This window comes from Daejeonella sp. (genome assembly GCF_030695525.1).
Classification (GTDB): Bacteria; Bacteroidota; Bacteroidia; order Sphingobacteriales; family Sphingobacteriaceae; genus Daejeonella.
The window spans coordinates 1-23,565 of sequence record NZ_JAUYSS010000040.1; the positions used below are offsets into that span (position 1 = coordinate 1).

General features: G+C 39.3%; 19 protein-coding genes. 16 read left to right on the forward strand and 3 right to left on the reverse strand.

Features of this window, described 5'->3' with window-relative positions; translation table 11 throughout:
* The first annotated feature begins 84 nt into the window (after nt 1-84).
* From Q8S11_RS08740 to Q8S11_RS08750, 3 genes are read left to right on the forward strand one after another with little or no spacing between them, the layout of a single operon-like run.
* A complete protein-coding gene (locus Q8S11_RS08740; RefSeq protein WP_305661707.1) occupies nt 85-1,038 on the forward strand; it encodes an amidohydrolase family protein in 954 nt (317 codons plus the stop codon).
* Entirely contained in the window at nt 1,028-1,834 is an 807-nt protein-coding gene (locus tag Q8S11_RS08745; protein WP_305661708.1) for an amidohydrolase family protein, read from the forward strand. The genes Q8S11_RS08740 and Q8S11_RS08745 overlap by 11 nt, the downstream gene beginning before the upstream one ends.
* Nucleotides 1,835-1,885: 51 nt before the next feature.
* Nucleotides 1,886-2,914, forward strand: a complete 1,029-nt coding sequence (locus tag Q8S11_RS08750) for a hypothetical protein (RefSeq protein ID WP_305661709.1) — start codon at nt 1,886-1,888, stop codon at nt 2,912-2,914.
* Between the two features lie 121 nt (nt 2,915-3,035).
* Here the strand turns inward: Q8S11_RS08750 and Q8S11_RS08755 are convergent, their stop codons facing one another.
* Together Q8S11_RS08755 and Q8S11_RS08760 are read right to left on the reverse strand one after the other, a co-directional pair.
* Nucleotides 3,036-3,944 (reverse strand): isochorismatase family protein, encoded by a 909-nt coding sequence (locus tag Q8S11_RS08755; protein ID WP_305661710.1) that lies wholly within the window; start codon nt 3,942-3,944, stop codon nt 3,036-3,038.
* A gap of 56 nt (nt 3,945-4,000) precedes the next feature.
* Nucleotides 4,001-5,545, reverse strand: coding sequence for a hypothetical protein (locus Q8S11_RS08760; RefSeq protein WP_305661711.1), 1,545 nt, complete (start codon nt 5,543-5,545; stop codon nt 4,001-4,003).
* Between the two features lie 174 nt (nt 5,546-5,719).
* On the opposite strand from Q8S11_RS08760, the gene Q8S11_RS08765 reads away from it, so the two are divergent.
* The 8 genes from Q8S11_RS08765 (at nt 5,720) to Q8S11_RS08800 (ending at nt 14,536) form a co-directional block, all read left to right on the forward strand.
* On the forward strand, nt 5,720-6,781 hold the full coding sequence (locus tag Q8S11_RS08765; RefSeq protein WP_305661712.1) for a LacI family DNA-binding transcriptional regulator: 1,062 nt from the start codon (nt 5,720-5,722) through the stop codon (nt 6,779-6,781).
* Between the two features lie 62 nt (nt 6,782-6,843).
* A complete protein-coding gene (locus Q8S11_RS08770) occupies nt 6,844-8,241 on the forward strand; it encodes a hypothetical protein (protein WP_305661713.1) in 1,398 nt (465 codons plus the stop codon).
* A 161-nt stretch (nt 8,242-8,402) separates the two neighbouring features.
* Nucleotides 8,403-9,755, forward strand: a complete 1,353-nt coding sequence (locus Q8S11_RS08775; protein WP_305661714.1) for a DegT/DnrJ/EryC1/StrS aminotransferase family protein — start codon at nt 8,403-8,405, stop codon at nt 9,753-9,755.
* Nucleotides 9,756-9,844: 89 nt separating this feature from the next.
* Nucleotides 9,845-10,843, forward strand: a complete 999-nt coding sequence (locus tag Q8S11_RS08780) for a Gfo/Idh/MocA family protein (RefSeq protein ID WP_305661715.1) — start codon at nt 9,845-9,847, stop codon at nt 10,841-10,843.
* The gene (locus tag Q8S11_RS08785; protein ID WP_305661716.1) at nt 10,843-11,856 is read left to right on the forward strand and encodes a metal-dependent hydrolase; all 1,014 of its coding nucleotides are present in this window, start codon (nt 10,843-10,845) and stop codon (nt 11,854-11,856) included. The genes Q8S11_RS08780 and Q8S11_RS08785 overlap by 1 nt, the downstream gene beginning before the upstream one ends.
* Nucleotides 11,857-12,004: 148 nt before the next feature.
* Nucleotides 12,005-12,772: an ABC transporter permease gene (locus Q8S11_RS08790; RefSeq protein WP_305661717.1), complete on the forward strand. Its 768-nt coding sequence runs from the start codon at nt 12,005-12,007 to the stop codon at nt 12,770-12,772.
* Between the two features lie 5 nt (nt 12,773-12,777).
* Complete coding sequence (locus tag Q8S11_RS08795; RefSeq protein WP_305661718.1) at nt 12,778-13,536, forward strand: ABC transporter ATP-binding protein; 759 nt, start codon at nt 12,778-12,780, stop codon at nt 13,534-13,536.
* Nucleotides 13,537-13,543: 7 nt separating this feature from the next.
* Nucleotides 13,544-14,536 (forward strand): MlaD family protein, encoded by a 993-nt coding sequence (locus Q8S11_RS08800; RefSeq protein WP_305661719.1) that lies wholly within the window; start codon nt 13,544-13,546, stop codon nt 14,534-14,536.
* 27 nt (nt 14,537-14,563) lie between these two features.
* Here Q8S11_RS08800 and Q8S11_RS08805 read toward each other — a convergent pair whose 3' ends face one another.
* Nucleotides 14,564-16,378 (reverse strand): ATP-binding protein, encoded by a 1,815-nt coding sequence (locus Q8S11_RS08805; RefSeq protein ID WP_305661720.1) that lies wholly within the window; start codon nt 16,376-16,378, stop codon nt 14,564-14,566.
* A 349-nt stretch (nt 16,379-16,727) separates the two neighbouring features.
* On the opposite strand from Q8S11_RS08805, the gene Q8S11_RS08810 reads away from it, so the two are divergent.
* The 5 genes from Q8S11_RS08810 to Q8S11_RS08830 all read left to right on the forward strand — a co-directional run bounded on the left by Q8S11_RS08810 (nt 16,728) and on the right by Q8S11_RS08830 (nt 23,548).
* A complete protein-coding gene (locus tag Q8S11_RS08810; protein ID WP_305661721.1) occupies nt 16,728-18,008 on the forward strand; it encodes an acetyl-CoA hydrolase/transferase family protein in 1,281 nt (426 codons plus the stop codon).
* 167 nt (nt 18,009-18,175) lie between these two features.
* The gene (locus Q8S11_RS08815) at nt 18,176-18,349 is read left to right on the forward strand and encodes a hypothetical protein (RefSeq protein WP_305661722.1); all 174 of its coding nucleotides are present in this window, start codon (nt 18,176-18,178) and stop codon (nt 18,347-18,349) included.
* A 380-nt stretch (nt 18,350-18,729) separates the two neighbouring features.
* A complete protein-coding gene (locus tag Q8S11_RS08820; protein WP_305661723.1) occupies nt 18,730-21,048 on the forward strand; it encodes a PSD1 and planctomycete cytochrome C domain-containing protein in 2,319 nt (772 codons plus the stop codon).
* 2 nt (nt 21,049-21,050) lie between these two features.
* Entirely contained in the window at nt 21,051-22,502 is a 1,452-nt protein-coding gene (locus tag Q8S11_RS08825) for a DUF1501 domain-containing protein (protein WP_305661724.1), read from the forward strand.
* Between the two features lie 17 nt (nt 22,503-22,519).
* On the forward strand, nt 22,520-23,548 hold the full coding sequence (locus Q8S11_RS08830) for a hypothetical protein (protein ID WP_305661725.1): 1,029 nt from the start codon (nt 22,520-22,522) through the stop codon (nt 23,546-23,548).
* The last annotated feature ends 17 nt before the right edge of the window (nt 23,549-23,565 follow it).

A 23,565-nucleotide genomic window follows, 5' to 3' on the forward strand; every position in this document is an offset into this window, starting at 1 on the left:
TACAAAAAGAACATCCACCCGTGTACGTAACCGTATAAAAATCTTAACTTGGTTTATTGAATGTAATTTCTGTAAAAATTTTTTATGTCAGACTATATTAACCGCAGAAAATTTGTTGCCAGATCAGCATTATCTGCTGCCGGACTCCTGGTATCTGAGCAAATTATGGGCATACCCAGGTCTGCTTGTTCAGAAAATGCAATGAGTGTGGAAAATCCGGCCAAACCGTACAATCTGATGAAGGATGTGATGAACTATCGGAAACTTGATTCGCATGTTCACGCGCACCTCTTTGATGGTGGTCCGGAGGGAAATATTTCTTTTGCCAACCGTTTGGGAATAGACAGGATGTATGTTTCATTACCGGCTTATAGTGGGGAGGGGACGCCCAAAGAATTCAGGTCCTATAATGATTTAATGCTGAATTGCATGAAGCAGTATCCAGACCGTTTGATTGGACAGTTTACTCTGAATGCTATTTATCAGAAAGAGTCACTAGAAGAAATAAAACGCTGTGTGGATATGGGTATGGTTGGATTAAAGGTTTATACTCAGTTAAAAATCAATGATCCATTGTTTTATCCAATCATAGAAAAGATGATCGATCTAAAGATGATCATCCATATGCACGCCTATGCCCAACTTGGACTTGGAGGTTATAGAATGAAGTATGATACCGGTATCAGGCCGAACACATCGATACCGGAAGATTTCGTAGAAATAGCTAAAAAGTACCCTGAAGCAATGTTCCAGTATGCGCATATTGGGGGCGGGGGCGACTGGGAATATGCATGTAAAATGTTTGCAAAATATCCAAATATTTATGTGGATACTTCGGGAAGTAATAATGCAGAAAATATGGTTGATTTTGCGGTAAAGTGCATGGGAGAAGATCGCGTTTTCTTTGGATCGGATAATTGCTATTACCAAAGTGTTGGAAAGATCCTGGCAGCCGATCTTACAGAAGTACAGAAGAAAAAGGTTTTTTTTGATAATTACAATGCTATATTAAAAAAATCAGGACGAAATGTTGATTGATATTAATGCCTACGTCGGCCATTGGCCATTTATGCAGCTCAAGCATAATACTTGTGATGCCCTCCATGAACGAATGAATAAATTTGGGGTGGATATTTCGGTAATCAGCAACCTGAATGGGATTTTTTATAAAAATACACAGTCAGCAAACGAAGAATTATTCGGGGAAATCAAATCCAAAGCTAAATTCCGGGATCGTTTTATTCCATTTGCTGTCATTAACCCTATTTATGCCGGCTGGCGGGATGATCTGGATTTTTGCATTAACAAGTTTGGGTTTAAAGGAGTAAGAATTTATCCTAAATACCATGATTTCGAAATTCTGGATCCTGCATGTATTGAACTTGTAAAGCGGGTTCGTGATTATGGATTGCCAGTTGCTTTTAATTTCAGGATGGTCGATAGCCGGCAACGTTCCTGGATCGATACAGCTTATGTAAAGGATAATGTGATCAGGGAATGGAATTTCAAGAATATTCTACCAATAATAAAAGCAGTTCCCGACGCAAAATACATGATTCTGAACTTTGCGAATGCAGCAGCGCTGAATGCTGAGGAAATGACACTGGTTAAGAATGCTGATCTCTTATTTGATACTTCAGGCAGGACGATAACTAATATGTCTGATTTTCTGAAAATCTATGGATTCGATAAGTTTGCATTCGGTACCCATTCACCGATTCTGGATTATCTGACAGGATTACTGCGAATTGAATCATTAGGTCAGGAAGAAGCGGATGATGCATTGAAAGAAATGTTAAGGTTTGGAAATGCTAAAAAAATATTATCTATATAATTGTTTATCAGTAAATTATTTTTATATACCTAAATTAATTATTTATATAAAATGATCTTTAAAAATCGAATTAATCCGGGAATTATCTATGTATTAACACTTTTTTTTACTGTTAACTTGATTCCAATTGTCAAAGCGCAGGAAAGGATTGCAGACTGGATTCTGGAAACTCCAAATGCCGCATGGCAGGCAAGGGATTCACAGGGAGAACTGGTGTATAAAAACCAGCTCTGGATATTTGGAGGCTGGTTTAATTCTCAGGAAGCACCGCCACGTGACGTTTGGAGTTCTTCTGATGGTAAAATCTGGAAAATGCATACAGATTCAGCGCCCTGGATCCATAGCGATCTGTCGATGTCTATAACTTTCAAAAATAAAATGTTTATGATGGGGGGATGGTATAATGGACGTCTGAAAGGCCATTCGGCAAGTAATATGGTATGGTCATCAAAAAATGGATATTACTGGAAGCTCGAAACCAATCAGGCGGCATGGTCACCGAGAATTGCCTCTGCTATAGTTGAATTCAAAGGGAAACTATGGATAATAGGTGGAACTGAGAATTACTATTTTGGAGATCAAACTAGTCTTAAAAATGATGTCTGGTATTCTTCAAACGGCCGGGACTGGAAACTGGCCACTGCAGATGCTGGCTGGTCGCCACGGGCTTATCATCAGGCCGCTGTTTTAAACGGAAAAATTTATGTGTTTGGAGGTGGGAATTATGTTCCTGAGTATCATGCCAAAAATGATGTTTGGAGCTCTGAAGATGGTATTCACTGGACAAAACTGAGCAGTGCTGCACCCTGGCATGAGCGTTTATGGTTTTCATCGGTAGTCTATCGCGGTAGGATATGGGTACTAGCCGGATGGTCCAATAACCCATATAAGAATCATTCTGATGTTTGGAGCAGCAAAGATGGAATTACCTGGGAAGAGTTTAAATCAGAAAATGTCTGGAAAGGCCGTCATGAGCAATCAGCTTTTGTATTTCAGGATAAAATTTGGGTAGCAGGGGGTATGACACCACCATTGGTTAATGATGTTTGGTCGTTGAAATTACCGGAAGACTGGAGGTAGGAGTTCTTTAAGCTGAAAGCAGAAAGCAAAAAGCAAGTAACTGACCTTAAAGTACCATGATTATCGAATTTTCAATGAACCAATATATTGCTGCAACTGACAACAGATAACCGGCAACTATTTAAGCTTTTCTGGAAAACCCACTAATTATTTCATTTGAAGTAACCGTGTACTGACCATACATTTCGAAAAATAGTAAGGCTCCATTGGTTTGGAGTAAACCAGCCTGTGTTTCTCTTGATTCCATTCCGGTAGTGCAATCCCGGATTACACTTACCTGATATCCCCGATAATTCATTTGTAATACACCGTAATCTCTGGTAATCAAACATGCGTTTGTATTAAAGCCGCCAAAAAACAGGAACAGTATACCTTTTTGTTTGCAGTAACGATGTAATTCTTCTCCATAGGCAACAACTGCCTCCTTATTCACAGGTACAACTTTAGGGTGAAAGGTCAGCGGTGTAAGTGCATTACGCTCGGCATCTTTTGGTGTAGAAGGACGTCTGTATGAATTATATGGGCCGCTTAGATTTCGAAATTCTTTGGGTGGCCAGCTATCAGGAACAGGTTTTAACTCGGCCTCTGTCATTAGATTAACCCAGTTTGGATGTGTTTTTGCGACCTGAGGTGATGGACAATGGATTACTTCCATTCCGTACTCCCTGCAACTCTTTAAAAGTGGGACATATTTTTCATTTATAATCTTTTCGGCCCTTTCTTCGGGTTCCTTAAGATAGTGCCGCTGCCAGACATCAAGTAAAACCAGTGCACATTGAGAAACCGGTATATTCCAGTCGAGAATGGCCTGTTTGGTGTTAAGCTCCAGCCATTCTTCTCCTTCATCCACTATCCAATTATGAAATCTGGGTTTAACATGAAGTTTTTCATTACTGATTGAATGTTCCGCCGTATTAAGCCTTTCTTCCGCAATAACAGGAATCGTTGTTCCAATTCCTAAAGCGGTTCCAAGTCCACCCAGTGAAGTTTTTTTAATAAAATCGCGTCTTGATGTATCTTTTGCAGTCATAATTATCAATGATCAATTTGAATTTACTAAATCTTTCTATAAAAGCCAATCCTGTCTTATTTAGATGCTGAAGAAATCGCTTTCATTTTGCGTTCCCATCTTAACAACTCTGCTGTAAAAGCAAGATTTTCTTGAGCCCTGTTCAAATAAGTCTTGCGGATCTCATGATATACTTCCGGATTAAAAGCGGCCAGCTCCAGCCATCCATGAAGTATAGGGAAGTAGGCAGCGTGATCGCCTCCTTTACCATCCACCGCCCGCCGTATCCCGCTTCTGTCGGGGAGAATCACATTCTTAAGCAGGGTATTTGAAAACCTCATGATATCCTCTTTAGTAAAAACTATCCCCGCACGTTTAGAAGCAATTACCATCGCAATATCAAGCACTCCATGTGAACTGTCCTCCACATTTGGTGAACCTTTATACACCATAACATTTGAAGAAAGCATATCTTCAGGTTTCCAACCGGTGGTAGTCATTGGTTCATACCAGTAGGTCCATACATACAGATCTGAATCCTGATTGTACTGTAAGCGGTTTTTCAGCAGGTTTGCCATCTTTTCAGAACGCTCGAGATACTCCTTTTTACCAGTTAACCGATATAAGGCAAGTTGAGAACTGGTATGCATACCCAGAAAGTTGATAGGTTGTCCGACATTATCAGCCGGAAATGACTCTCCTCTTTCACAGGTTAAATAATAGCCTTCACCCTGATTCGGGCCATTTCGCCATAAGCGGGCCGATGCATCCCGGTAGGATTCCTCGGCAGCTTTTATGAAACGACTGGCAGCAGGGAGGAGTTCTTCTAATTCACTTTTTTGTCTTGCGAATTCTGCAAGTCTGAGCAGGGGGTTGTAAATTATACCCAGGTAGCCTGAATAAGCAAGTGGTATAGGCTCTAAGGTGATACTTTGTTTAACAGGAACTGATGATCCTGTGACTTTAACCCGGATGAGGTTTGATTTAATATCAACGAAATCTCCGGCACGGGTCGTATAAGGTGATAATGGATCATTCACTATTTTTTCAATGAACCGTTCATCATACGGATTCATGCTCAGATTCGAAAATGTTTCAGTTCGTTTAAAAAAACTGTTGCTTAATCTTAAATCGAAACGTCTTGACTCTGAATCAGGAATTAATTCGATAATAGTCAGATTATTGTTGGAGGAAGGGGTGGAGCGTATATTGATTGAAATTTTTCCAAAAACATCCAGTAGTTCTCCTTTTGCAACAACATATTTTAATCCCATGCTCCACGCCGGTCGGCTTTTTCCCGAACCATCGCTTACTCCACGAATGTCATCACGATGGCTTAGCATACGTTCACCCCGGCGTGCAACTTCCTTCAGATAAGCAGGATCATCGGTAGCCTCATACATATCCACAAGGGTTTCAAGGGTGGCAGCTTCGCCCCATGCCAAAGCACTACCGTCGGGTCTGGCATCCCATGGGTCTGCTTTGGGAAGCTTAGAGATCAGAAAATCTGCCCGGTATCTGCTTATTTCCAATGAATCGGTTTTTATAATTGAGTTTATCCTCTTTCCGGAAGCTATAAATGGGATAACTAACATTAAAGAAATAAATAATATATTTTTCATATAAGGGATTGCTATTCTACAGCATTTAATAGGCTTTGTTTTTTAAGTTTTAATTACGGGTACGTTAACGAATATATAAAAAAAATGAAATGTTTCCTATAATTTGATTTGAAAAGCCATTGATAAAAGTTATTATTGTGTAAGACATACACTATAAAATATTTTTGATATTATATGAAAAAGCGAGTTACTGAACTTACGGGAGTAAAAGAAATTGCAAGGAGAGCGAATGTTTCAATAGCTACCGTCGATCGCGTACTTCATAACAGAAAAGGGGTTTCTAAACAGACTAAAGAAAAGATTCTTAGCATAATAGAAGAATTAAATTATGAACCTAACCTGCTTGCTCAAAGACTAGCTTCCCGAAAAACACTCCGTTTAGCGACACTGGTACCTGAAATTTCAAAGGAAACCAGTTTTTGGGAGGCCCCATTGAAAGGTATAGAGCAGGCTGATAAGGAAATCAAACAATTCGGAATTATAATTGATAAATATTTTTACGATCAGAATAAGATTGAATCGTTTGTAGAGCAAACAAAGATTATTCTTGAAAGTAAACCCGATGGGATTTTACTGGCACCTTCATTTATTGAGGAGTCTGTCAGTTTTACAGATAAGTGCCGGGAATTAAATATTCCTTATGTTCTGATTGATTCAGATCTTCCAAATGGTGGCAGCCTGAGTTATATCGGTCCAAATCTATATCATAGCGGCTACCTTGCTGCCCATTTGGTGAGTTATCTGGTAAAAAATGGTGAAAAAATACTCATAGTAAATATATCCAGGGAGATTGATAATCATCACCATCTATTAAAAAAGGAAGAAGGATTCAGGGCTTATTTTAACAAGCATAATATGCCTGATTCAATAATAAAAATCGATATCAGGGATACTGATCTTAAATCAATTGAAAAGTATCTGAGCAAAATATTTATTGAACATACTGATATAAAGATTGTTTTTGTAACTAATTCAAGGGTTTCCAAGGTTGCTCACTTTATTGAAAACTCAAAAAAGGATGTGATTCTGATTGGGTATGATTTTCTGAAAGAGAACATCATGTATATGGATAAAGGGATTATTGACTTTTTAGTTTGCCAAAAACCAAAACAACAGGGTTATCGGGGACTCATATCTCTTTATCAGCATCTTGCTTTTTCTTCCCCGGTAGAGAAGATATACTTTATGCCTATTGATATACTTACAAAAGAGAACAGCGCGTTCTATAGAAATTAGATTCAGATACTTTTTTGCTCCAGAAAAACAGGGGAAATGCTTCCCATTATCAGATTATTATCATGAGAATTACCTTAAATTCTATTTATTCTATCCTTTGTTTTAGTATATTTTTAGTAAGCATTAACATTCAGGCTTTTGCTGCAGATTTCTATCCCCAGGCTGTTCAGGGGCAATTGAAACTGGCAACCTTTGATGTGGATGCAACCCCACCTGTTGGCAGTAGTTTAACTTATGATCCAATGATTAATAGCTGGGACCTGGGTTTGAGGGCAAAGGGTATAGTGATTTTAGGTGCCGGGGAACCCATTGTAATGTGCTCGGTTGACTGGATTGGGATTGCAAATGATAGTCAGGATGAGTTTAAGCGTATAATGGCAGAGGCTGCAGGTACGATTCCATCCCGTGTGGTAGTTCATGCAATTCATCAGCATGATGCACCGACTTCGGATTTTGGTGCTGAACTTATGCTCAAAACAGCGGGATTGAGTCCTCTGGCTTTTGAAGGAGGCTACGCCAGAGACCTGGTCCAGCGCCTGGGACAGGCTATACGTAAATCCATAGCCAGCGCTGTTCCATTTACACATATCGGTACCGGACAGGCTGAAGTTTATAAAGTGGCTTCAAACCGCCGGATACTTGGTTCGAATGGAAAAGTTAAGTATACCCGAACTTCCGCTGCAAAAGATTCAGTTATTCGTGCAGCCCCCGAAGGACTGATTGATCCAATGGTTTCTCTGATCAGTTTCTGGAATAATGATAAACCCATAGCTGTACTTAGTTATTACGCATCTCATCCCCAAAGTTATTACCGCACTGGGATTTCTAATCCGGATTTTCCGGGTATTGCACGTTTTATGCGTCAGCTTGCGGTTCCTGATGCATTGCATATTCATTTTAATGGAGCAGGAGGCAATCTTACGGCTGGAAAATATAATGATGGTGCTAAAGAAAACAGACTGATTCTTGCAGAGCGGCTGGCTGATGGAATGAAACGCGCATGGAATAATACCAAACTTGATCCGGTAAGTCCGGCTGCCGTGAACTGGACTATTGAACCGGTCGCCTTTAAGCCTGCAGCAGGTATAGAGAATCTTGAAACAGCAATGAAAACACAGACTTCAGTTTTTTTATCAAACAATTTATCTAAATTGGTTTGGTTAAAGCGTTTAGAAGCAGGTAAAAAGATTGACATTTCATTGCTTAGTATCGGAAGGGCACGAATCCTGCATCTTCCCGGTGAGCCTTTCGTAGAGTATCAGTTAGCTGCTAAGGCCGAGCGTCCGGATCTGTTCGTGGCTGTAGCCGGATATGGTGATTATGCTGTTGGTTACATTGGAAATGCAATTGCCTATTCGCAGGGAGGTTATGAAACCGGACAGGCATCGGGCGTTACTGCCGAGGCAGAAGGAATCTTAATGAAAGCCATTCACAAACTGTTGACAGGACAATCCAAATAAGTACTGATCGCATTAAATTGTGATCCGATTTTTAAATAAATTCGGTTACGTACACGCATATCTTTATATTAGGATATATTTTTTAACTCAGCAGCAATTTTGGCTTGAATCAGGGTTTCGAACAAAAATTCATCCCAGAATATCTGGATAAACATAATCTTATGAAATTCAACGACTTAAGCAGAAGGAATTTTATTACTGCGGTTACTGCCACTACTTTAGCAACTGCTTTTTCAAACGTGATTCCTGCATATGGTAATACCAGGAAGAAATCCGGAAAACTTGCAATTTTTGGAGGAACTCCGGTAAGAGTAAAGGTTTGGCCTAAATGGCCTGCTATGATTGCAGACGAGAACTTAATTGAATCGGTTTTGAAAACCACTAAAAGTGGTATCTGGAGCCGTATTCAATCGCCCACAGGAACCGTAGCAACTTTCGAGAAGGAGTATGCCCGTTTGATGGGAACCCAGCTTTGTATTGGCACAGGATCTGGTACTCAGGCATTGGCAACATCAGTTGAGGCTATGGATTTTGGGCCCGGAGATGAGATCATCACTTCACCATACAGTGATTTCGGAACCGTTTCTGCTATTTTAACCAGCCGTGCATTACCTGTTCTGGTTGATTTAGACAGAGATTCATTTCAGCTCGATCCGGAAGAGATAGAAAAGAAGATTAATAAGAATACCAAAGCCATTATTCCGGTTCACATCATGGGTATGCCCTGCAATATGGAGCGTATTATGGCTATTGCGGTGAAACATAACTTGAAAGTAATTGAAGACGCATGTCAGGCGAACTTTGCAAAATATCAGGCTAAGCAACTAGGTACTATTGGTGATTTGGGTTGCTTCAGTTTTCAGGCCAGCAAACAAATCTCATGTGGAGAGGGTGGTGCCATTATCGGGAATGATGAAGTTTTGATGGACAGGTGTTTTACTGTTCAAAACCATGGGACTAACCGAAAGGGTTCGAATGTGACAATCGGACCAAAATACCGTATGAACGAATTTGAAGGAGCAGTACTGATGGGGCAGATTGCCGGTGCCAGAGCACGTTTTGAAAAACGAAATGCAAATGCCGCTTATCTTGACGCTAAACTTAAGGGATTTCCCGGGCTTGTTCCTCAAAAAAAATATCCGGGAACCGAAAGTTCCGGTTATTATAAGTATGCGATGAGTTACAGAAAGGAGCATTTTAATAATGCCGACCGCAGTAAATTTTTAAAAGCCCTTTCTGCAGAGGGTATTAACCTGAGCCCATACATAGCGAGAGGTTTTCATGGAGAACCATGGGTGGATGAAATTTTAGGATTAAGAGAGTACAAGGCATTGTATTCAGCAGCCCGTCTTAAAAGCTACAAGGAAGAAATGAAAATGCCAGTTTGTGATTTGGTTTGTAATGAAGAAATGGTTGTTCTTGAGGGTGTAGCATCATTACTGGGTAGCACTCAGGATATGGATGATGTGATCAATGCGATCATGAAAGTGTATGATAACAGGGACAAACTATAATTTGCCGTATCTTTATTGAAGCCATAATTAGACAAACAAGCTAAATATAGATTTTAATGCGTAATTACAATCGGAGAAATTTTATAAAAATGTCGACTCTGGCTGGCACCGGGTTAAGTATTTATGGAAATATAAGTTCACTTTATGGTAAATCTGCCCTTCTAACAGGGAAAAGAGTCGGTATTATTGGTTTAGATACCTCGCATTCAGTAGCATTTACTAAAACATTAAATGCCAGGGATGCTGCTGCCGTTTATAGAGGCTATAAAATTGTTGCGGCTTACCCAAAAGGGAGTAATGACATAATTACCAGTGTTGAAAGAATTCCCGGATATACCGAAGAAGTGAAAAAGATGGGGGTAGAAATAGTTGGGTCTATTGCTGATCTGTTAAAGAAAGTAGATGTAGTTTTATTGGAAACCAACGACGGACGTTTACATCTTGACCAGGCGATGCAGGTATTAATAGCACGTAAACCGGTATTTATTGATAAACCAATTGCGGCATCACTGCTGGATGCAAAGGCAATATTTGCTGCAGCAAAACAATACAACACACCTGTGTTTTCTTCTTCGTCTTTAAGATTTATTACAGGTATTTCTGATATTAAGTTAGGGAAAATTGGCAAAGTGTTAGGTGCCGAAACCTTTAGTCCGGCAATTATAGAAAAGACGCATCCTGATTTATTTTGGTATGGTATACATGGAGTCGAGCTATTATTTGCGCTTATGGGTACAGGCTGTAAAAAGGTGACCAGAATACATAGCAAAGAGACTGATGTTGTAGTGGGTGTTTGGGATGATGGAAGGCTAGGAAGTTTTAGGGGTACGCGTAATGGCAATTATAATTATGGGGGGAAAATCGCTGCAAGCGATTTTGGAGGAACCGTTTTTGGCGAAAAGGCAAATCTTACTTTGGGTGAATTTAAGGGTTACGATCCTTTGCTTGAACAAATTATCCTGTTTTTTGAAACAGGAAGAGCACCAGTGAATCCTGAAGAAACATTAGAAATAATCGCTTTTATGGAAGCTGCTGATGAAAGCAAGGACAAAGGAGGGACTCCGGTAAGTATAAAAGTTTCCAATTAATGGACTCGATCACTCATATAGCACTTGGTGCATGCATGGGTGAAGCCTTTGCAGGTAAACAGTTAGGGAGGAAAGCAATGCTTTGGGGTGCCCTGGCTCAGAGTATACCGGATATTGATTTCCTGGCATCCTTCTGGATGGATACCTCATCCAATTTACTGGCACACCGCGGATTTACACATTCATTTCTTTTCTGTTTAATATCTGGAATAATTCTAGCCTTACTGGCTGAGCGCTGGCACCGTCCCCATAATATTAGATTTTCAAAGTGGTTCCTATTCTTTACTTCACTGGTGTTTATTCACGTCTTTATCGATGCATTCAATAATTATGGTGTTGGCTGGTTTGAGCCATTTAGCCATAAAAGAATATCATTTAATGCGATTTATGTCGCTGATCCTTTCTTTTCAATCTGGCCTGGTATTGCTCTTTTAGCACTTTTATACATAAAGGGTGAGAAAAATCAGCAAAAGAAAATTTGGTGGAGATTTGGGCTGGGGCTCTCCTCAGTATATCTTGTTTATTGTTTGATTAATAAAATGGTGATAAATAATGATGTCAGGAGGATATTGGATGAAAAGAAAATTTCATATACCCGGTATTTTACAACACCAGCTCCATTACAGAACTGGCTCTGGTACGTAGTGGCTGGTGATAACAAGGGATATCATGTGGGGTTCCGGTCTTTGTTTGACAGCAGCAGATCGATGGAATTTCAGTATTTTCCGAGGAATGACTCACTTTTAAATCCAATACTTGATCATTCGGATCTTCAAAAACTAATACGGTTTTCCCAGGAATTCTACACCGTGGAACAACAAGGGGATAGTCTGGTTTTTAACGATTTACGTTTTGGACAGATCGTTGGCTGGTATAACCCTAAAGGAAAGTTTGTTTTCCATTATTATTTACAGCATCCTGAAGATAATGAACTGGTAGTTCAGCGAGGGAGGTTTGATGGCTGGAATGTGCGAACTGCAAGAGCGCTTGTTCAAAGAGTAAGGGGAGATTAAGGTCAAATACCAGCCTTGATATATTATTTTATAAAGCATAGCCAGGAAATATGAGTTTTGTCAGTTTTTTTATTGACATCTGTCAGGCTGATCATTCACAGAATCAATTAGTTTTGTAAAAATCAGGTATTTTGAATCTATAAATAGCATGTCATTAAAGTCAGATTTAAGATCATTTTTAACACTGAATGGCGAATTATTCAGATTTACCTTTCGGTTTTTCAGTCATGGCTTAAATCCACCTTATGAGTTTGCTGAGTTTTTAAAGCAATGTTATGTAATCGGCTATAAATCGCTGCCACTAATAGGTATGACCGCTTTTATTATGGGGCTGGTTTTAACCATGCAGCTTCGGCCTTCAATGGCAGATTATGGTGTGGAGGCCCAGTTGCCCGCTATTGTCGCGATTGCGGTTATACGGGAAGTAGGTCCTGTAATTACAGCCCTGATCTTTGCAGGTAAGATTGGGAGCAGTATTGGTGCTGAATTGGGATCGATGAAAGTTACAGAACAGATTGATGCAATGGAAGTGAGTGGTACCAACCCTTTCAGATACCTTGTTGCAACCAGGGTTTTGGCCTGTACCTTAATGCTTCCTATACTGGTTATGCTGGGTGATGCTGTATCATTATATGGGGCATATCTTGGGGTAAATATTCATACCAATACCAGCTTTACCTTGTATTGGACACAGGTTTTTGATAATCTCACCTTCGGGGATGTTTTGCCTGCATTTATAAAAAGTTACTTTTTCGGTTTTGCTGTCGGAATCATAGGATGCTATAAAGGATATAACAGCAGTAAGGGTACGGAGGGGGTAGGCAGGTCAGCCAACTCGGCTGTTGTTGTTTCCTCCGTAATCATTTTTGTAATTGATCTGCTTGCTGTTCAGGTTACTGATATTCTGAATTATTAAATGGTATGCAATCTGAATTAAAACTAGATACAGAATCTAATAAAGTTTTGATAATCAAAGAATTGTGTAAGTCTTTTGGTGATAATCATGTTTTAAAGGATTTTAATCTTGAACTCGTTAAGGGAGAAAGTGTGGTTGTTTTGGGAAAATCAGGTTCAGGCAAATCAGTACTTATTAAATGTATTATTGGATTAATAAAACCTGATAAGGGTAGTATTCACATTTTTGGTCATAATATTCCTGATCTGGATCATGACAAATTGGATCAGATCAGAGCTAAAGTGGGTTTTCTGTTCCAGAGTAATGCCTTATATGATTCAATGACGGTAAGGGAAAATCTGGAATTTCCATTGCGAAGGCACTGGCTGGAAGTTAGCCAGAAGGAGGTTGATAATATGGTTATCAGTGCCCTTGAAGATGTGGGGCTTGCACATACCATTGATATGATGCCTGTAGAATTATCAGGAGGTATGAGGAAAAGGGTCGCCTTAGCCAGAACATTGATTTTAAAACCTGAAATTATTCTTTACGATGAACCTACAACTGGTTTGGATACTATTACCAGCAAAGAAATAATTGAATTGATGGTAGAAATACAACAAAAATATAAAACAACTTCACTCATTATTTCTCATGATATGAATTGTGTCCGTATGGCAAGCAACCGTGTTGTGATGCTTATAGAGGGAAAGTGTTATGCTAGTGGTACTTTTAATGAAATAACACAATCAGCTGATCCAAAGGTGAAGCAGTTTTTTGAATAGAAATTTTATGGCGAAGAAAATTGTAAACAGTGTGAGACTGGGGATATTTGTCCTTAGTGGTCTGGCATTTCTTATCCTGCTGCTCTTTATGATAGGGAGAAATAAAAGCCTCTTCGGTTCTACCTACGTGTTGAAAGCAAAATTTGAAAATGTACAGGGTTTAATTCCGGGAAATAATGTTCGTTATTCTGGTATCCAGTCGGGTACAGTAAGGAATATAAAAATTGTTAATGATACCATCATAGAGGTATCCATGATGATTGATACAGAAATGCAGGATATTATCCGTAAAGATGCAATTGCCTCGATCGGAACAGATGGGATTGTTGGTAACAAGGTGGTTAACATCGTTCCCGGGAAGGGGCATGCAGAACTTGCTCGGGAAGGGGATGTCATTTTCTCAAAAAAACCGATTGATACCGACGCAATTCTCCAAAAATTATCAAATACTAATAATGATATTTCAGAAATTGTTTCCGGTTTAAAGATAACAGTGGAGAGGGTCAATAGCAGTACTGCATTATGGGAATTACTTAATGATGAGACGATCCCTAAGGAAATTCGTCAATCGGCTGTAAATCTTCGTTTAACTACATCCAGAGCCGGTATGATGGCCGATGATCTGCATACCATTATTGCTGATATGAAGGCAGGTAAAGGCTCAGTAGGGGTGCTTTTAAAAGACACTGCATTTGCATATAACCTTAATGAAGCTGTTCTTAAAATGAATAAAGTTGGTAGCCAGGCAGATCGCTTAACCAATGATATTGGAACTATTGTAAAAGGTATTCAGCAGGATGTAAATTCTGGTAAAGGGCCTGCAAATGCATTCCTAAAAGACTCTGTAATGGTAAAAAATCTTAACTCAAGCATTGATAATCTCCGGAAAGGGACTGATGGTTTCAATCAAAATATGGAAGCACTTAAAAGAAATTTTCTGTTAAGAGGCTATTTTAAAAGGCAGGAAAGGCAGAAACAGGCAGAAAAGCCTAATCCATAATGAGATTAAACTGCAAACGGATACTCACTATGCTGAAACCTTTCGAAATTTATTTTTATGGATTTCCTGAAACTGCTGAATAAGTCGTTTTATGTCAATTGGTTTTGTCAGGAAATCATTCATTCCCGCATTTAAACAGGCCTCCTTGTCCTCAGTTGTTGAGTTTGCAGTTAAGGCAATAATTGCTGGTGTCTTTCCATATAAACTCCTGATCATTCGTGCCCCTTCCAAACCATCTAAATTTGGCATCTGAATATCCATCAATATTAAGTCATAATGTTTTAGTTTCATCAGCTTTAAGGCCTCAAGTCCGTCATTCGCCAGATCCGGAGCATAACCAAGATTTTTTAAAACCCTGAGGATAACTCTCTGATTCATTTGATTATCCTCAGCTACAAGAATATTAAAAGGATGCTCAATTGCAAAACTTGGTTTTATTAGGCTTTCGCTTTTATTTATTACTCTTTCTCCTGAAGAAACTGACAATTGATTTTCTATGTTTTCTACTACTTTGTACCTTAAGGAAAAGTATACCTGTGTTCCTGAACCTTTACTACTTTCAATTTTGATTGTACCACCCATCATATTGATGAGTCGCTGACATATAACCAATCCGAGTCCGGTACCACCATATTGCCTTGTAACAGACGAATCGAGTTGATGAAAAGCCTTAAATAAATTTGAATGTTGGTCTTCAGGTATACCAATACCGGTATCACTTACTAAAAATCCAAGCTGCCTGGTATTTTCAGTATCAGATTTGATTTCCCGAACCTGAACTACTATTTCTCCGGATTCAGTAAACTTGACAGCATTTCCCACAAGATTAATTAAGATTTGACGAAGGCGTAAACTATCTCCGATAATTTCTCCAGGAATATTATTATCTATCTCGTATCGCATAACAACCTTTCCCTTTTTAATAGCTGGTTGAAATAAGTGAAACACGTCTTTAATATATTTTTCCAGATTAAAATAATGTTCCTGCAGTTCAAAATATCCAGATTCAATTTTTGAAAAATCAAGAACGTCATTGATGATATTCAATAATGATTCTCCGCTTTGCTTTATCGCATTTATGTATTCAAGCTGCTCTTGACTAAGTCTGGTTTCAGAAAGCAGGGTAGCCATACCAAGTACTCCGTTCATCGGAGTCCTTATTTCATGACTCATGTTTGCTAAAAATGTGGTTTTAGCGCGGTTAGCCCGCTCAGCTTCCTTTTTCATTTCCTCCGCCAGCAGACGTGCCTTATATTCCTCGTTCTTTTGTTGGAGTAAGATTTCCGTTTGCTTCTTTAGTTCCTCATTTAGATTCTCCAGGTCAGTAGTTTGTTTAAGAATCTGCGAAGTTCTTTCATTCACCAGAATTTCAAGTTCGGCCTTCTGCCTTTGAACTGTGCGCATTTTGAATCTGAAGAACAGGTATATTACACTTATCAGTGCAACAATAAGTACGAATCTGAACCACCATGTCATCCAAAAGTGAGTTGTAATATTTGTATTTAAACTTGTGCCTTCAAGATTCCAGGAATCATTAGTTGTGGCCGCAATTACACTGAAGACAAATGTTCCGGTATACAGATTCGGATCGGTCGCTTTTGATCCATTTCCAGAATAGTTCAAGACCTTTATTAAAGCCCGACCATCGTATAAACTCATATTATCAGGAGTACTGAAACATTGGAAATTGAATTTACCCTTGTAAATATTCAGAATAGTGTTTTGCGAAATATCATAGGTATTAAGAATCCTGCTCAATTTGAACTTCGGATTTTGTGAAAAAGCCGCAGTCGCTAAAAAGACAATTAAAAAACAGAATATAAAGTGTTTCTTCTTTCGCATTGGGTTTATAAACTCAATATCTATGCCTTAGATTACTGATAATTAGCTCATTTGAAATACAATCGCGTTTTAACCCCTGTTTAATTATATTTCATATTTCAATGTTTAATTTTAATTTAAAGTGTTTAATCTTAATCCATATAAGCCTGTAAAAAAAGAATAATTGAGTACTTTTTTCCCCGATTTGAGTAATCTAATCCCCTTCAGATGAGACACCAGGGATAATTATTACAAATTTCCCTGATGAATCGCCATACCGCTCAATCTGCTTTATAATCTGAACTGTTTCAAGTATTAAAGCAGGATTGATTAACTTTCGGAAATTATTATATTAATCAGAAACATTTAAATGGTAGTTGATTATAGCACAGCCGAAAATGCGGTCAAAGTAATTAAAAATGGACAGCGGGTTTTTGTCCATGGGAGCGCCTCAACCCCAATGAACTTATTAAGGGCACTTTTTAACAGAAGCCGGGAATTAAAGAATGTGGAGTTAGTGAGCATAACTACCCTGGGTGAGGATCTGTTTAATGTCCGGGATTTTGGTGAGAGTTTTTTCATGAATTCCCTATTTGTTTCTCAAAATGTCAGGGAGATTGTCAACGGATCTCATGGTGATTATATTCCTGTATTTCTAAGTGAGATTCCCATTTTATTCGATAAGGGTATTATCTCTTTGGATGTTGCGCTCATTCATGTCTCAGAACCTGATAAACATGGCTTCTGTTCTCTTGGAACTTCGGTAGATATTGCCCGATCAGCGGTTAAGAATGCAAAGCATATCATAGCTCAGGTAAATAAGCAAATGCCCAGAACTCATGGAGATGGGATTATTCATATGAGTGAAATTCATACTCTGGTTCGTGTTGATGAAGCTTTACCTGAAGTGAATTACGGGAACAGGGAGGATGAGACAGCAATGATTATTGGTAGATATTGTGCAGAACTTATTGAAGACAGGTCAACCCTTCAAATGGGTATAGGTGCAATACCTGATGCAGTTCTTTCATGCCTTAAAGATCATAAGGATCTTGGAATTCATACTGAAATGTTTTCAGATGGTGTTATTCCCCTTGTGGAACGTGGTGTTATAAACAATAAATTCAAGAAAAAACACCGTGGCAAGATCGTAACCGGCTTCGCTATTGGGACCCGAAAATTATATGATTTTGTGGATGATAATCCGCAGGTTGTGTTTCTTGAGATTGATTATGTGAATGATACCAAGGTGATTCGTGCAAATCCCAGGGCGGTTTCAATTAATTCCGCATTAGAGATAGATCTGACCGGTCAGGTATGTGCCGATTCAATTGGAACTTATCAGTATTCAGGAGTTGGTGGTCAAATAGATTTTATGAGAGGGGCTGCATTATCAGATGGTGGAAAACCTATCATTGCAATGGCATCTACAACAAAAAACGGTGAATCCAAGATTGTTCCTTTTCTTAAGGAAGGCGCAGGAGTGGTAACCACAAGGGCACATGTACATTTTGTTGTGACAGAATATGGGGTGGCCTATTTATTTGGAAAGAATTTGAGACAGCGGGCGATGGCGCTGATCGCTATTTCACATCCTTTGCACAGGGAATGGCTTGAGAAAGAGGTAATCAAAAGATTTGGTAAGTATTGAGCTAAGAGAAGTTAATTGTGTCAAAAAGCTGGGTAAGGCTTCTGATTTCTTAGGTATAAGAATTATTTATAAATGCAGACTAATTAAATATCATTTGAATCTGATTTTAATTGATATATTTAATAAACCATTCAAATTCTATTTACCCAATTCAAAAAAAGAAAATTATGAAATCACCTTCGGCTCCTAAGCAAATCACCTGGGTTATTGGTTTATTATTCGGGATTTTAGGAATAATTGGTCATTATGCTAATGTTCCGTTCCTGACTGAGAATAATTATATTTTATTGTTAATTGGTTTTATTGCTTTGGCAGCAGGAACGACCTTTAAGGATATTTAATTTCTTATTGCTTAAAATGTACTTTTGATCATCTGATGATGGTCTATCTAGATAGGTATGTCCTGAAAATTAAAATTTCAAGAATAATGTTATGTTCTGCTGAACAATTTGGTTTTAACCCTATGGTATGGCTAAATCAATAACCCGAAATACCCGTTAACATTCATTATAAAACTATAATATTTCTACCGGGAATTATTACACGCTGCTTTTAAGGACAATCATTATTGCACTTTATTATTTACTCCTCAATCTCCGATTCTTACCTAATTAAGGCTTATTCTGTTCCTTGTTAATGGTTAAAAAAATCAGCGGACTAATCATCTGGTATGCTTATATTAGATAAAAAATTTAGTTAATAAACGGGAAATTGGAAATTTATGAATAAAAGAATTTCACTTTTAGTTCTTATTATCACCATAATTCTCTACAGTATTCAGGCATGTAATACGGTTTCAGATAAGACAGAAGTGCATGTTCCAGATAAAATCAGCTATAATTTTGATATCAGGCCAATTTTATCAGATAAATGCTTTAGCTGCCATGGCCCGGATGGAAATAAGCGGGAAGCTGGCTTAAGGCTGGATAATGAAGAAAGTGCCTATCAGGCATTAAAAGAAAATCCCGGATCCCATGCCCTGGTTCCCGGTAAGCCGAAACTGTCGGAAGTATTTCAGCGGATTTCTTCAAAGGATACGATGCTGCTGATGCCCCCACCATCATCCAACCTGAAATTATCCTCCCATGAAATTAAGCTGATTGAAAAATGGATTGAACAGGGAGCAAAATATGAAACGCATTGGTCCTTTATCCAGCCAAAGAAAAGCCCTCTCCCTGAACCTGAAGATCCGGATTGGGTTAAAAATGAAATCGACTACTTCATATCCAGCAAGCTCGGTCAAAGGGGCTTGAGTCCAAATCCGGAGGCTGAAAAGGAATATTTATTAAAACGAGTAAGCCTGGATCTGACCGGTTTGCCACCCGGCCTGGATTTGATGGATGCATTTCTTGCGGATAATAGCCCCTCAGCTTACGAAAAGGTGGTAGATCATTTGCTGAAAAGTGAGGCATACGGAGAAAAAATGGCCCTCCATTGGCTGGATGTTGCCCGTTATGCAGATTCACATGGTTTTCAGGATGATAGTTATCGTTCCCAATGGCCCTGGAGGGATTGGGTAATTTATTCGTTTAACAGGAATATTCCATATGATAAATTCATAACCTATCAGCTTGCCGGCGACCTGATTCCAAATGCAACAAAAGAGCAAATTCTGGCAACCGGTTTTAACCGGAATCACAAAATTACCGAAGAGGGTGGCGTTGTTGATGAGGAATATCGTGTTTCCTATGTCATCGACCGGACTAACACATTTTCAAAGGCCCTGATTGGCGTAACCATGGAATGTGCTCAATGCCACGACCATAAATACGATCCATTCTCCCAGAAGAACTATTATCAACTCTATTCTTTTTTCAATAATGTGAAAGAAGTAGGTATAGAGTCAACTGTTGGAGGGCCGGAGACCTATGCCAAAAAACCGATGATTGAGATCAGTAATGAGGAGGTCAATAAGATCCTGAAATTTATCAATAAACAGGATACCAGTAAGCTGATTGTATCGGTTATGGGCGATAGGGATACCCTAAGAAAAACCTTTATCCTTGAGCGCGGTGCATATGATGCCCTGGGTGCAGAAGTAAAAGCAGGTACTCCTGAATCTATCTTGTCATTTGATCCAAAATACCCTAAAAACAGGCTTGGACTTGCGCAATGGTTATTTGATAAACGTAATCCGCTTACATCCAGGGTTTTTGTAAACCAGATCTGGCAGGAGGTTTTCGGACGCGGAATTGTAAAAACATCCGGTGATTTTGGTATGCAGGGTGAATTGCCCACACATCCTGAACTGCTGGATTGGCTGGCAGTTGATTTTATGAACAATGGCTGGAATATTAAACGCCTTGTTAAACAGATGCTTATGTCGGCAACTTACAGGCAATCGGCAGTGATATCGCCAGATAAATTAAAAGCAGATCCCGAAAATGTATTTCTTTCCAGGGCACCACGGTATAGGATCAAAGCTGAACTGGTTCGGGATCTGGTTCTTTCAAGCAGCGGTTTATTGGTTAAAACGATTGGAGGGCCAAGTGTGAAGCCATATCAGCCGGAAGGTCTATGGGAAAATGCGACTTCAGGACGCGGGATCCTGAGAAACTACAAGCAGGATCATGGTGCTGATCTTTACCGGAGAGGGATGTATACATTTATCAAAAGGACTGTTCCACCACCTGTTATGGGAGTATTTGATGCAAGTAACCGGGATCAATGTGAAGTGACCCGTTTAAAAACCAATACGCCACTTCAGGCACTGATCATGATGAATGATCCGACCGTACTTGAAGCATCGCGGGTACTGGCCGCCAAACTCGATCGGGAACCAATAAAGGTGAGAGACAAGGTAATCAGGGCTTTCCGTTTAATAGTGTGCAGAAGACCCGGTGAAAAGGAAATTGATGTACTGTCTGCTTATTATTCCGATCAGCTCAATATATTTAAGAAGCAAAAAAGTCGTGCTGAAAGCCTGCTTTCCATCGGAGAGTACCCCTTAGCCCCAAACCTGGATAAAAGTTCTGTGGCTGCATGGATGCAGGTTATATCAGCCTTATACAATCTTGAAGAAACCATTACAAAAACTTAATCATGCAAAAAGATTTTCTGGAACATGGATTAAACTTTAACCGCCGTCGGTTCCTGTCGCGACTCAGTCTCGGTCTTGGAAGCGTGGCCTTAGGTTCCCTGCTGGTACCGGATCTGTTTACCGGTGATTCTGCTGATTCAGGATTTGTACCCGGTCTTCCTCATTTCGCTCCTAAAGCCAAGCGGGTGATCTATTTGTTTCAGAATGGAGCACCTTCACAGCTTGAATTGTTTGATTATAAACCTAAACTAAGGGATTTGATAGGGCAGGAGCTTCCATCTTCAGTGAGAGGCGGACAAAGGCTGACAGGAATGACGGCCAATCAGAAAGCCTTCCCGATGGTTGGTTCTTTTACAAATTTTAAGCAATATGGCGAATCGCGAAATTGGATAAGTGACATGCTTCCTTATACTGCAAAAGTTGTAGATGATATTTGTATCATTAGATCGATGCATACAGAGGCCATCAATCATGATCCGGCATTAACCTTTTTTCAAACTGGTGCACAGCAGGGGAATCGCCCAAGTATGGGTTCCTGGTTAAGCTACGGATTGGGAAGTGAGAATAAAAATCTCCCTTCCTTTACAGTATTACTTTCAAGAGGTAAAGGTAATAGTCAGGGTGTTTATTCTAAATTATGGGCTAGTGGTTTTCTAGACTCAATACATCAGGGAGTTCAATTCAGTAGTGGAGATGATCCGGTACTTTATTTAAATGATCCTGATGGGATGAATAAGTTTGAGCGGAGGAAGTTTCTGGATCAGATCTCTAAAATAAACCAGATTTCTTACGAAGAATTTGGTGACCCGGAGATCAGTACCAAAATTCAGCAATATGAAATGGCTTACCGGATGCAAACAGCTGTTCCCGAAATTATGGATCTTTCAAAGGAGCCGGATGAAATAATCAAACTATACGGTACTGATTCAATGACTCCCGGAACCTTTGCTGCCAATTGTTTACTGGCACGTAAATTATCGGAAAATGGTGTACGTTTTGTTCAACTATATCATCAGGGATGGGATCATCATGGTAATCTACCTACAGAGATAGCCTCACAAGCCAAAGATGTAGATCAGGCTTCTGCGGCATTAATTACCGATCTGAAGCAAAGAGGATTATTGGATGAAACTCTGGTAATCTGGGGTGGTGAATTTGGACGTACAAATTATAGTCAGGGAAACTGGACGGCTGAAAATTATGGCCGTGATCATCATCCCAGATGTTTTAGTATCTGGATGGCCGGAGGTGGAATAAAACCGGGTATTTCTTATGGTGAAACCGATGATCTGGGTTATAACATTGTGAAAGATCCGGTTCATGTACATGATTTCCAGGCTACTATCCTGAATCAACTGGGCCTGAACCATGAGAAACTGATTTTTAAACACCTTGGAAGAAGATATCGTCTGACCGATGTTTCAGGAAAGGTTATTAATGATATTTTAGCTTAAGGAATTAAATTCAATCTATGAATAGAAGGAAATTCGTGCAGAATTCTGCAGGGCTTACCGCAAGTCTTATAATTACTAAAGATTTATTTGCGAAGGAAAAAGGACCTGTTTATGGTCACAATGGTATGCGTTATACCCTTGATACCCAATGGGGGCAATTGGATTCTTCAATGTATCCGGTGAATGATTGTCATGAGATGGTTCAGGATAAGAAGGGCAGAATCATCCTGCTAACCAATGAAACCAAAAACAATATATTGATTTACAATAAATCGGGTAAACTTCTGGAGTCATGGGGTAATGAATTTCCGGGAGGGCATGGGCTTACTTTGGCTGATGAAAATGGCACTCAGTTTCTTTATATTACGGATACTGAAAAACATCAGGTCTACAAAACCACAATGAGTGGTAAAATATTGATGACCATTGATGTTCCTATGGAAGCAGGAATATACAAGAGTGCAAAGGAATTTGTCCCAACTGAAGTAGCTGTTGATAGTAATGGGGATTTCTTTGTTGCTGATGGGTATGGAGCCCAATATATCTTACATTACGATGCTAATGGTAAGTTAAAGAATTATTTTGGTGGAAGGGGAGTGGGCGATGAATTCCTGGATAATGCTCATGGAATAGTAATTGACCGCCGTTATACCCAGCCCAGCCTATTGGTCACCGACCGGACCCGTAATTGTTTTAAACGATTTACTATGGATGGTAAACTGCAGGAGATCATCAATTTACCAGGTGCTTGTGTTTGCAGGGCAGTTATAAAAAAGGATCATCTGTATGCTGCTGTATTACGTTCCCCAAGTTTGGCTAATGCCGGATCAGGTTTTGTGACTATTCTCAATAAGGAGAACAAAGTTGTTTCAAATATCGGCGGTACCGAACCAATATATAATAAGGATGCCAGCTTGCAAACCATGATACAGGCCGAGAAAATTTTTGTACATCCTCATGATGTTTGTGTGGATGATGATGAAAATCTATATGTCGCACAATGGGCTTCCGGCAAAGTATATCCCTATAAATTTAAACGAGTCTAACAATTTACCCTTTTTTT